The organism is Agromyces sp. P1_H4, from assembly GCF_056405255.1.
In genome coordinates, this window is record NZ_JBFUCL010000103.1 from 1 (window position 1) to 10,670 (window position 10,670).

The 10,670-nt window shown below is 69.7% G+C and carries 13 protein-coding genes and 1 pseudogene; 13 read left to right on the plus strand and 1 reads right to left on the minus strand.

Annotation, left to right across the window (positions count from 1 at the left end):
- A partial coding sequence (locus tag AC1DY2_RS08475) for an Lhr family helicase (RefSeq protein WP_476762017.1) occupies positions 1–622 on the plus strand: 622 nt, incomplete at its 5' end.
- Positions 609–1,385: a DNA-formamidopyrimidine glycosylase family protein gene (locus tag AC1DY2_RS08480; protein ID WP_476762018.1), complete on the plus strand. Its 777-nt coding sequence runs from the start codon at positions 609–611 to the stop codon at positions 1,383–1,385. The genes AC1DY2_RS08475 and AC1DY2_RS08480, both read left to right, overlap by 14 nt.
- Positions 1,386–1,388: 3 nt before the next feature.
- On the opposite strand, the gene AC1DY2_RS08485 is transcribed toward AC1DY2_RS08480, so the two are convergent.
- Entirely contained in the window at positions 1,389–1,739 is a 351-nt protein-coding gene (locus tag AC1DY2_RS08485; protein ID WP_309972637.1) for a DUF1844 domain-containing protein, read from the minus strand.
- A gap of 273 nt (positions 1,740–2,012) precedes the next feature.
- Between AC1DY2_RS08485 and infC the strand changes: the two genes are divergently transcribed.
- From infC to AC1DY2_RS08540, 11 genes and pseudogenes are all read left to right on the plus strand, one after another.
- Positions 2,013–2,633, plus strand: coding sequence for a translation initiation factor IF-3 (gene infC / locus AC1DY2_RS08490; protein WP_309977739.1), 621 nt, complete (start codon positions 2,013–2,015; stop codon positions 2,631–2,633).
- Positions 2,634–2,687: 54 nt separating this feature from the next.
- Positions 2,688–2,882 (plus strand): 50S ribosomal protein L35, encoded by a 195-nt coding sequence (gene rpmI, locus AC1DY2_RS08495; RefSeq protein WP_309972635.1) that lies wholly within the window; start codon positions 2,688–2,690, stop codon positions 2,880–2,882.
- 32 nt (positions 2,883–2,914) lie between these two features.
- The gene (gene rplT, locus AC1DY2_RS08500; RefSeq protein ID WP_309972633.1) at positions 2,915–3,301 is read left to right on the plus strand and encodes a 50S ribosomal protein L20; all 387 of its coding nucleotides are present in this window, start codon (positions 2,915–2,917) and stop codon (positions 3,299–3,301) included.
- A 129-nt stretch (positions 3,302–3,430) separates the two neighbouring features.
- Positions 3,431–4,822 carry a dihydrolipoyl dehydrogenase family protein gene (locus AC1DY2_RS08505; protein WP_476762019.1) on the plus strand — a complete coding sequence of 464 codons (1,392 nt, stop codon included), beginning with the start codon at positions 3,431–3,433 and terminating at the stop codon, positions 4,820–4,822.
- 37 nt (positions 4,823–4,859) lie between these two features.
- Positions 4,860–5,672, plus strand: coding sequence for a TrmH family RNA methyltransferase (locus AC1DY2_RS08510; protein ID WP_476762020.1), 813 nt, complete (start codon positions 4,860–4,862; stop codon positions 5,670–5,672).
- 69 nt (positions 5,673–5,741) lie between these two features.
- Positions 5,742–6,530, plus strand: a complete 789-nt coding sequence (locus tag AC1DY2_RS08515; protein WP_309972627.1) for an amino acid ABC transporter ATP-binding protein — start codon at positions 5,742–5,744, stop codon at positions 6,528–6,530.
- A gap of 52 nt (positions 6,531–6,582) precedes the next feature.
- On the plus strand, positions 6,583–7,446 hold the full coding sequence (locus AC1DY2_RS08520) for a glutamate ABC transporter substrate-binding protein (protein ID WP_476762021.1): 864 nt from the start codon (positions 6,583–6,585) through the stop codon (positions 7,444–7,446).
- Positions 7,447–7,514: 68 nt separating this feature from the next.
- Positions 7,515–8,162 (plus strand): amino acid ABC transporter permease, encoded by a 648-nt coding sequence (locus AC1DY2_RS08525; RefSeq protein ID WP_309972625.1) that lies wholly within the window; start codon positions 7,515–7,517, stop codon positions 8,160–8,162.
- Positions 8,159–9,073: an amino acid ABC transporter permease gene (locus AC1DY2_RS08530; RefSeq protein WP_476762022.1), complete on the plus strand. Its 915-nt coding sequence runs from the start codon at positions 8,159–8,161 to the stop codon at positions 9,071–9,073. Before AC1DY2_RS08525 ends, AC1DY2_RS08530 begins: the two co-directional genes overlap by 4 nt.
- 87 nt (positions 9,074–9,160) lie before the next feature.
- A complete protein-coding gene (pheS, locus tag AC1DY2_RS08535; RefSeq protein WP_476762023.1) occupies positions 9,161–10,201 on the plus strand; it encodes a phenylalanine--tRNA ligase subunit alpha in 1,041 nt (346 codons plus the stop codon).
- Positions 10,202–10,204: 3 nt separating this feature from the next.
- Positions 10,205–10,670 (plus strand): annotated as a pseudogene (locus AC1DY2_RS08540) (phenylalanine--tRNA ligase subunit beta); the annotation flags it as partial.

Genomic DNA, 10,670 nt, shown 5'->3' on the forward strand with positions numbered 1-10,670 from the left:
GCCCCTCGCGAGCTCAGCCGCCACGCCACGAGCGCACGCGCTCGGCGAGACGCTCCTCGAGCGCTACGGGGTGGTGACGCGAGGCTCCGTCGTCGCCGAGGGCGTGCTCGGCGGCTTCGCCCTCGCCTACCGCTCCCTCTCGGGCTTCGAGGAGACCGGGCGCGTGCGACGCGGCTACTTCATCGACGGGCAGGGCGGCGCGCAGTTCGCCTCGACCTCCGCGGTCGACCGCCTTCGCAGCGCCCCGCGCGGCCAGGCCGTCGCCCTCGCCGCCACCGACCCCGCGAACCCGTTCGGCGCCGCCCTCGACTGGCCGGAAGTGGGGGAGGGTGGCCACCGCCCGGCGCGGAAGGGCGGCGCGTTCGTCGCGATCGTCGACGGCGAGGCCGTGTTCTACCTCGAGCGGGGCGGTCGCACCACGCTCGTCTTCACCGACGACGCCGACGCGCTGGCCGCGGCGGCGGCCGCGCTCGCCGAGGCGCTCGGCCGCGCCGGCTCGCCGAGGCTCCGCATCGAGACGGTCAACGGGCAGGTCGTCTACGGATCGGTGCTCGAGCAGGCGTTGCGCGCCGCCGGCTTCCGCGAGACGCCGAGGGGACTCCGGTTCGATGCCAGAGGGTGACACCGTCTACCAGGCGGCGCGCCGGCTCGATGCCGCCCTGGCCGGGCAGCCCGTCACCCGCACCGACATCCGGGTGCCGGCGTTCGCGACGGTCGACCTCTCGGGCGAGACGGTGCACTCGGTGGCCAGTCGCGGCAAGCACCTGCTGATGCGCATCGGCGACGCCGTGCTGCACACGCACCTGAAGATGGAGGGCGAGTGGCGGGTGCATCGTCCCGGCGAGAAGTGGCGCCGGCCCGCGTGGCAGGCGCGCGCGATCGTCGAGACGCCGACGGCGGTGGCCGTGGGCTTCGACCTGGGACTGGTGGAGGTGTTCCCGGCCGCGGAGGAAGCGGACCGGCTCGCTTACCTCGGCCCCGACCTGCTCGGCGCCGATTGGGACGCCGTCGAGGCGGTGCGGCGCATCGAAGCGGCACCCGACGTGCCGATCGCCGTCGCGCTCGGGGATCAGCGCAACCTGGCCGGCCTCGGCAACGTCTACGTCAACGAGCTCTGCTTCCTCCGCGGCATCCGCCCGACCAGGCCGGCCGGGGAGGTGGAGGCGGTGCCGCTCGTCGACCTCGCGTCGCGGGTCATCCGAGCCAACCGCGATCGCATCGCCCGCACGACGACCGGCGTCGATCGTCGCGGCGAACGCCTGTGGGTGTACTCGCGCGCCGGGCAGCCGTGCCGGCGCTGCGGCACGCGCATCGAGCACGGCCTGCTCGGCCGCAACGAGGTCGAGCTGCGCGACTCGTGGTGGTGCCCGAACTGCCAGCGGTGACCGTCAGGTGACCGGGCCGGTCCACTTCTCGCCGGGGCCCTGGCCGATCGGATCTGGGATGACGGACGCCTCGCGGAAGGCGAGCTGCAGCGAACGCAGGCCGTCGCGCAGCGACCGCGCGTGCATGTCGCTGATCTCGGGGGCTCCGGCCGTGATGAGCCCGGCGAGGGCGTTGATGAGCTTGCGCGCCTCGTCGAGGTCGACCTGCTGGTCGGGGTCGTCGGCGAGTCCGACCTTCACCGCGGCCGCGCTCATCAGGTGCACGGCAGCGGTCGTGATGATCTCGACGGCGGGCACCTCGGCGATGTCACGGGTCGCGCCCTCGACGGTGGACTCGGCTGAACTGTCGCTCACGGACTTCCTCTGTTAGACTACTGCGGGCCCGGGGCCAGTCCCCGGTACGAAAGTGGAGATTCTCCCACCCGCGCATACCGCTTCATCAAGGTTACCGGGTCGATTGCACTCCGCTTCCACGCTGCTGGGCGACCAGCACGCGGGGGAGTAGACAGGGTGCCGCAGTGATTTGCCGGTGTGATTCCGTGCGAACCTGCGTGGATCTTCCGCTCTCGTCGACGGGCGGCATCCGCCTCCCGTCGAGCGAAACAGCTTGAGTAGAGGAGTACACGCATCAGCGATCCCCGTACCAACGACCGTATCCGCGTCCCCGAGGTCCGTCTCGTGGGACCTGGCGGAGAGCAGGTCGGCGTCGTGAAGATCGAGGTGGCCCTGCGGCTCGCGCAGGAGGCCGATCTCGATCTCGTCGAGGTCGCACCGAACTCCAAGCCTCCGGTCGCCAAGATCATGGATTACGGCAAGTACAAGTACGAGGCTGCGCAGAAGGCGAAAGAGGCCCGGCGCAACCAGGCGAACACGATCCTCAAGGAGGTTCGGTTCCGCCTCAAGATCGACAAGCACGACTACGAGACCAAGATGAAGCGCGCCGTCGGCTTCCTGAAGACCGGCGACAAGGTGAAGGCCATGATCCTCTTCCGGGGCCGCGAGCAGTCGCGCCCCGAGATGGGTGTCCGCCTCCTGCAGCGCTTCGCGGAGGACGTGGCGGAGTTCGGCACGGTCGAGCACAACCCCACGATCGACGGCCGCAACATGGTCATGGTCATCGCGCCCCTGAAGAACAAGTCCGAGGCCAAGGCCGAGGCGAATGCACAGCGTGCTGCGGCGAAGGTGCGACCGGCGGCGGATGCCCCGGACGAGCCCGAGACGCAGTCGGCCGACGCCACCGAGGCGTAGGCCAAGCACCCCCGTCCGCCACGAGTTGGCGGCAGAACCAAGGAGAACAACGAGATGCCGAAGCAGAAGACCCACTCCGGGTCCAAGAAGCGCTTCAAGATCACCGGCAGCGGCAAGATCAAGAAGCAGCAGGCCGGGATGCGCCACAACCTCGAGCTCAAGGCTTCGAAGCGCAAGGCCCGCCTGAACCAGGACAAGGTCGTGTCGGCCCCCGACGCCAAGGTCATCAAGAAGCTTCTCGGCCGCTGAGCCGCGAGACCCGTTAAGGAAGAAACAGAGTCATGGCAAGAGTGAAGCGGGCGGTCAACGCCCACAAGAAGCGCCGGGTCATCCTCGAGCGCGCCGAGGGTTACCGCGGCCAGCGTTCGCGTCTGTACCGCAAGGCGAAGGAGCAGGTCACCCACTCCCTCGTCTACTCGTACAACGACCGTCGCAAGAAGAAGGGCGACTTCCGTCGCCTCTGGATCCAGCGCATCAACGCCGCCTCGCGCGCGAACGGCCTCACGTACAACCGCCTCATCCAGGGCCTCGGCCTTGCGGGCATCGAGGTCGACCGCCGCATCCTCGCGGAGCTTGCCGTGAACGAGCCCACGACCTTCGCGGCGCTCGTCGAGACCGCCAAGCAGGCGCTCCCGGCCGACACCTCGGCTCCGAAGACCGCCGCGTAAGGCGCGTCCTCCGTCACGAACGGCCCGGCACCCTTGGGGTGCCGGGCCGTTCGTCGTCTGTACCGCCCGCGGACCCCGGCGATGCGAGACTGTCGAGACTGGATCGAATCCGACGACGGGAGCAGCTGGATGGGTGCGGGATCCGCGGACGTGTACGACGTGGCGATCATCGGGGCGGGGCCGGCCGGCACGGCCGCGGCACTGCGGGCGGCCGAGCTGGGTGCCAGCGTAGTGGTGCTCGAGGCGGACCGCACCGGCGGCACCTGCGTGAACTCGGGCTGCGTGCCGACGCGCGTGCTCGCGAAGACGGCCCGCCTCATGCGCGAGGTGCGCACGGCCGACGAGTACGGCATCACGGTGTCGCGGCAGCGCATCGACTGGCCATCCACCGTCGCGCGGGTGCGGAGCACGGTGGACCGGGTGCGGTCGATCAAGCGCGAGGCGGAGCGGTTCGCCGAGGCCGGCATCGACCTCCTGCTCGAGGGACGGGCGACCTTCGCTGACGAGCACACCCTCGTCCTCGAGAGCGGGCGCCGCATCGAGGCGGCCTCGATCATCGTCTGCGTCGGCGGCCACTCCCGGCGTCTTCCGATCCCCGGGGCCGAGCTCGCGACCGTTCCCGACGAGGTGCTCGACCTTCCGCGGCTTCCCGACCGGGTGGCGGTGATCGGCGCGGGGAACACGGGTGCCCAGCTGGCCACCGTGTTCGCCGCCTTCGGCTCGGACGTCACGCTGCTCGACGTCGCGCCCAGGGTGCTGATGGCCTCCGACCCGTCGATCTCGGAGGCGGTCGCGGCGGCCTTCGAGGAGGACGGCATCCGCGTCCGGGTCGGCATCGACGGCGTCGACGCACTCCGCAGGCGCGACGACGGGCGGCTCGACCTCGACTGGCGGGCGGCGGCCGCGCAGGAATCCGACGCCTTCGACGCCGTGGTGATGGCGACGGGCTGGCCGGCGCGGGTCGACGACCTCGGGCTGGATGCGATCGGCGTCCGGGTCGAACGATCGTCGATCGTCGTCGACCAGTACTTCCGCAGCTCCGTCTCGCAGATCTTCGCGGTCGGCGATGCGACCGGCCGTGACATGCTCGTGCAGGCCGCGCACTTCGAGGGCGAGGCGGCCGCCGAGAACGCCGTGCTCGGCGCGAACCGGCGGACCCCTCACCACCTGCTCCCCGCCGGCGGATTCACCGACCCCGACTACGCCGGCGTGGGGCTGACCGAACCCGAGTGCCGCGAGCGCGACCCGCGGTGCGTCGTCAGCCGCGTCGACTACTCGGAGCTCGAGCGCGCCGTCATCGACGATCGCGAGCGGGGCTTCCTGCTCCTGATCGCCGACCGCCGCCGCGAGCTCATCCTCGGGGCTCACGCGGTCGGCGAGAACGCGGTCGAGGTGATCCAGTCGGTGACCACGGCGATGGCGGCCGGGGTCGACGTGGCGACGCTGGCGAGCGTGAAGTTCGCCTACCCGACCTACAGTGCGCTGATCGGCCTCGCGGCGCGGCGACTCCTCGCCGCGTAGGCCGGGCCCCTCCGAGGGCGCCCCATAGACTTGCAGCATGCTCGAGAACCCCAGGTCCCCGCGCGTCCGAGGGGTCGCCAAGCTCGCGAAGAAGTCCGCTCGGGTGGAGAGCGGGCTGTTCCTCCTCGAGGGCCCGCAGGCGGTCGCGGAGGCACTCAGGTTCCGCCCGCACCTCGTCGTCGAGCTGTATGCGACGCCGACGGCGGTCGAACGCCATCCCGAGATCGCCCGCACCGCCGACGATGAGGGCCTCGACCTCGAGTTCGTCACCGAGGAGGTGCTCGACGCGATGGCCGACACGGTCACGCCGCAGGGCTTCATCGCGGTGTGCCGACAGTTCCCGACCGCCGTGAAGGACGTCTTCGGGGCATCGCCCAAGCTCGTGGCGATCCTCGAGGAGGTGCGGGATCCCGGCAACGCCGGCACGATCGTGCGAGCAGCGGATGCCGCGGGCGCCGACGCGGTGGTCTTCACGGGCCGCGCGGTCGACCTGTACAACCCCAAGGTGGTGCGCAGCTCGACGGGTTCGATATTCCACCTGCCCGTCGCGGTCGGCGCCGACCTGGAGGACGTGCTCGAGCGCGCGAGGGCGGCGGGGCTCACGGTGCTGGCGGCCGATGTCAAGGGCGACGACCTCCTGTCGGCACGCCGCGACGGCGTCCTCGAGCGTCCGACGGCCTGGCTGTTCGGCAACGAGGCGCACGGCCTGCCCGACGAGCAGCTGGCCCTCGCCGACCGTGTCGTGACCGTGCCGATCTACGGCCACGCCGAGTCGATGAACCTCGCCACCGCGGCATCCGTCTGCCTGTACGAGAGCGCCTTCGCGCAGCGCAGCGCGGGTCACGAATAGGTAACCACCGCACCGAACCGCCGCGTCGTTGGTTGTCGCCCGGATGTCGCGCCCCCTAGTTTGGGGGATATGGAGCCAACCCAGCCGGCGCCGCCGACGTCGAACATCTCTGTGCGTCGCGGTGAACCCCTCGTCGTCATCGACCACGTCGAGAAGCACTTCGGCGACCTGCATGTGCTGAACGACATCAACACCACCGTCAATCGGGGCGAGGTGGTCGTCGTGATCGGGCCGAGCGGCTCGGGCAAGTCCACGCTGTGCCGCGCCATCAACCGGCTCGAGACCATCGACTCCGGCACCATCACCATCGACGGCGAGCGGCTTCCCGAGGAGGGCGCCCAGCTGGCGAAGCTCCGCGCCGACGTCGGCATGGTGTTCCAGTCGTTCAACCTCTTCGCGCACAAGACCGTGCTCGAGAACATCACGCTCGCCCCGATCCGCGTGAAGAAGCAGTCCCGCAAGGCGGCCGACGCGAAGGCCATGGAGCTCCTCGACCGGGTCGGCGTGGCGAACCAGGCGAAGAAGATGCCGTCGCAGCTGTCGGGCGGCCAGCAGCAGCGCGTCGCGATCGCCCGCTCGCTCGCCATGAACCCCAAGCTCATCCTCATGGACGAGCCGACGAGCGCGCTCGACCCCGAGATGATCAACGAGGTGCTCGACGTGATGGTCGGGCTCGCCCAAGACGGCATGACGATGATCGTCGTGACCCACGAGATGGGCTTCGCGCGCAAGGCGGCCGACCGGGTGCTGTTCATGGCCGACGGACGCATCGTCGAGGAGGCCGCGCCGGCGCAATTCTTCGACCATCCCGAGTCGGATCGCGCGAAGGACTTCCTCTCGAAGATCCTCGAGCACTAGACCTGCGCTGCCACGAGCGGCGAGGAACCACCCAGAGAGAAGAGGCAGAGACATGAAACGGATGAGATTCGCACTCGTCGCGGCCGCAGCCGCGTCGGCGCTCGTGCTCGCGGGCTGCGCAGGCGGCGGCGGAGACACGGCGGAGGAGACGCCCACGGCGGCGCCCACGTTCGAGGCCGGCACGACGATGGCCAAGCTCTCGGAAGCGGGCAAGATCACCGTCGGCACGAAGTTCGACCAGCCGCTCTTCGGACTCAAGGGCCCGTCGGGCGACCCCGAGGGGTTCGACGTCGAGATCGCCAAGATCATCGCGTCCGAGCTCGGCATCGACGAGGAGAACATCGAGTGGACCGAGACCGTGTCGGCCAACCGTGAGCCCTTCATCGAGAACGGCCAGGTCGACATCGTCGTGGCGACGTACACGATCAACGACAAGCGCAAGGAGGTCGTCTCCTTCGCAGGTCCGTACTACATGGCCGGACAGTCGATCCTGACCCTCGCCGACAACGACGACATCGAGAGCGAGGAAGACCTCGTCGGCCAGCCCGTCTGCTCGGTCACCGGGTCCACGCCCGCGGCGAACCTCAAGGAGCTCGGCGCCGAGGTCATCGAGACCGACACGTACAGCAACTGCCTCGAGCCGCTTCGCAGCGGCCAGGTCGTCGCCGTCTCCACCGACAACGTCATCCTCGCGGRCCTCGCCGCCCAGAACGAGGGCGAGTTCAAGGTCGTCGGCAAGCCGTTCACCGAGGAGCCCTACGGCATCGGCCTCGCGAAGGACGACACCGACTTCCGCATGTGGATCAACGACGTGCTCGAGAAGGCCTACGAGGACGGGCGCTACGAGCAGGCGTGGGAGTCCACCGCCGGAGCGGTGCTGCCCTACGTCGACCCGCCTGCCGTCGACCGCTACTGATCGGAGCGCGGCCCGGGCGACCATCGTCCGGGCCGCGTCCCACCCCCTACCGACCGGAACGGAGACTCGTGGACGCCGTCATCGAGAACCTGCCGACCTACTTCGAGGGCTTCAGGATGACCCTGCTGCTGCTCGTCGTGAGCGGCATCGCGGCACTCGTCATCGGCACGATCATCGCGTCGATGCGCATCTCGCCCGTGGGCTCGCTCCGGGTCTTCGCCACGGTCTACACCGAGCTCGTGCGCAACACGCCGCTGACGCTCGTGCTGTTCTTCTGCGCGATCATCCTGCCGTACCTCGGTTCCGAGCTCACCTACGTGACGGCCGCCATGATCGGCCTGTCGGTGTACACCTCGCCGTTCGTCGCGGAAGCGCTCCGCTCGGGCATCAACGGCGTGCCGATCGGCCAGGCCGAGGCCTCTCGCAGCGTGGGGCTCGGATTCACCCAGACGGTCGGGCTCGTCGTCATGCCGCAGGCCTTCCGCATGACCATCCCGCCACTCATCAACGTCTTCATCGCGCTCACCAAGAACACCTCGGTGGCGGGCGGGTTCTTCGTCTTCGAGCTCTTCGCGGCGACGCGTGAACTCGCGAACGCGAACGGCGACGCGGTGATCGCGATCCTCCTCGGCGCCGCGACCCTCTATCTCGTGATCACAGTGCCCCTCGGCATCCTCGCCGGACAGCTCGAACGGAAGTGGGTGGTGCAGCGATGAGCAGCTCGTCGGTCCTCTTCGACGCACCCGGCCCGAAGGCGCGCCGGATCTCGCTGATCGCGTCGATCGTCGCGGGCGTCGTCATCATCGCCGGCATCGCCTGGATGATCTGGACGCTCGCCCAGCCCCGCGAGAGCGGCGGCATCACGCTTCCCGGGTTCTTCGACCCCAGTCGCTGGGACATCTTCGCCGATCCCGAGGTCTGGCAGTTCATCATCGTCGACGGCGTGCTCGCGACCCTGCGGGCGGCGCTCGTCGCATCGGTCTTCGCGATCGCGCTCGGCATCCTCTTCTCGCTGCTCCGCAGCGCCGAAGCGGCCTGGATCCGCATCCCCACCACGGTCGTGCTCGAGTTCCTCCGCGGCATGCCCGTGCTGCTGATGATGCTGTTCATCCTGCTGGTGCTCAACACCGGCGCCTTCTGGGCGGTCGTCGCCGCGCTCAGCCTGTACAACGGCGCGCTCATCGGCGAGGCCCTCCGCGCCGGCCTCGCCGCCCTCCCGCGCGGCCAGCGCGAGGCGGGGCTCAGCCTCGGCATGCGCCCGCTGCAGTCCAAGATGCTCGTCGAGTTCCCGCAGGCGTTCCGGCAGATGCTGCCGATCATCGTCGCGCAGCTCGTGGTGCTCCTGAAGGACACGTCGCTCGGCTACATCGTCGGCTACAGCGAGCTCCTGCGCACCAACATGAACGTGCTGGGCAGCTACTACGGCAACCGCTACCTGTTCTCGCTCTTCGTGGTCACCCTCGTGCTGTACCTCACCATGAACCTGCTGCTGTCGTGGTTCGCGCGCTGGCTCTCGAAGCGCACGTCGAGCCAGTCGGCGGGCAAGCGACTCGACCCCGAGGACGCCAGCCAGGCGCTCCTGGTCGCCGAGGCGACGGCTGCTGCGCGCGAGTCCAAGCGGCCATAGCGACAGACGCCCGGATGGGGGCCTGCGACGTCCGGGGCCGATGAATCGACCGGAGTCGCTCGTGACCGCCCGCTAGACTCGTTCCTTGTGTCCGAGCCCCGTGAAATCACCGAGCAGGCCGTCGAGTCGGCCGTCGATGCCGCGCTCGCGGCGATCGCCGCGGCCGCCGACTCCGCCGCGCTGAAGACCGTCCGCGCAGAGCACACGGGGGAGAAGTCCACCCTCGCGCAGCTGAACGCCGAGCTCCGCAACGTGCCGAACGACCAGAAGGCCGCGCTCGGCAAGCTCGTCGGCGGCGCTCGTGGCCGGGTCAGCCAGGCGTTCGCCGCCCGTGAGGCCGAGATCCTCGAGGCCGAGGCTGCCGCGCAGCTCGCGGCCGAGGCGGTCGACGTCACGGCACTGCCGTCACGGTACCGGCCCGGCGCGCGGCATCCGCTCGCCCTGCTGCAAGACCGGGTGTGCGACGTCTTCACCGGCATGGGCTGGGAGATCTCCGAGGGCCCCGAGGTCGAGAGCGAGTGGTTCAACTTCGACGCGCTGAACTTCGACGCCGACCACCCCGCGCGGGCCATGCAGGACACGTTCTTCGTGGACCCGCCCGAGGCCCACCTGGTGCTGCGCACCCACACCAGCCCGGTGCAGGTGCGGTCGATGCTCGACCGCGAGGTGCCGATCTACGTGCTCGCCCCCGGGCGGGTCTACCGCACCGACGAGTTCGATGCGACCCACCTGCCGGTGTTCATGCAGTTCGAGGGCCTCGCCGTCGACAAGGGCCTCACCATGGCGCACCTGAAGGGCACCCTCGACCACTTCGTGAAGTCGATCTTCGGCGACGAGGCGAAGGTGCGCCTGCGCCCGAGCTTCTTCCCGTTCACCGAGCCGAGCGCCGAACTCGACTTCTGGCACCCGACCTTCAAGGACGGGCCGCGCTGGATCGAGTGGGGCGGTTGCGGGATGGTGCACCCCAACGTGCTGAAGGCCGCCGGCATCGACCCCGAGGTCTACACGGGGTTCGCATTCGGCATGGGCATCGAGCGCGGGCTCATGCTGCGCAACGGGGTGCAGGACATGCGGGAAATGGTCGAGGGAGACGTCCGGTTCTCCCAGCAGTTCGGAATGGTGGTCTAGGACATGCGAGTGCCGCTCAGCTGGCTCGCCGAGTACGTGGAGCTCGTGCCGGGCACGACTCCCGAAGACGTGCATGCCGCCCTCGTGCGGGTCGGTCTCGAAGAGGAGGACGTGCACACGTTCGAGCTCCAGGGGCCCATCGTCGTGGGCGAGGTCCTCGAGTTCGTCGAGGAGCCGCAGTCCAACGGCAAGACCATCCGCTGGTGCCAGGTCCGGGTGGCGCCCGATGGCGAGGCCGCGGCCGACGGCGGCGACGCCGTGCACGGGATCGTCTGCGGCGCGCGCAACTTCTTCGTCGGCGACAAGGTCGTCGTCACCCTGCCCGGCGCGGTGCTGCCCGGCCCCTTCCCGATCGCCGCGCGCAAGACGTACGGGCACGTGTCCGACGGCATGATCGCCTCCGCACGCGAGCTCGGCCTCGGCGAGGACCACGACGGCATCCTGCGCCTCTCGACGCTCGGCATCGACG

Coding starts and splice junctions, on each gene's coding strand:
- AC1DY2_RS08515 (WP_309972627.1), top strand. CDS start 5,742: ATGGAGCCAACCCAGCCGGCGCCGCCGACGTCGAACATCTCTGTGCGT.
- AC1DY2_RS08530 (WP_476762022.1), top strand. CDS start 8,159: ATGAGCAGCTCGTCGGTCCTCTTCGACGCACCCGGCCCGAAGGCGCGC.
- AC1DY2_RS08505 (WP_476762019.1), top strand. CDS start 3,431: ATGGGTGCGGGATCCGCGGACGTGTACGACGTGGCGATCATCGGGGCG.
- rpmI (WP_309972635.1), top strand. CDS start 2,688: ATGCCGAAGCAGAAGACCCACTCCGGGTCCAAGAAGCGCTTCAAGATC.
- AC1DY2_RS08510 (WP_476762020.1), top strand. CDS start 4,860: ATGCTCGAGAACCCCAGGTCCCCGCGCGTCCGAGGGGTCGCCAAGCTC.
- AC1DY2_RS08480 (WP_476762018.1), top strand. CDS start 609: ATGCCAGAGGGTGACACCGTCTACCAGGCGGCGCGCCGGCTCGATGCC.
- rplT (WP_309972633.1), top strand. CDS start 2,915: ATGGCAAGAGTGAAGCGGGCGGTCAACGCCCACAAGAAGCGCCGGGTC.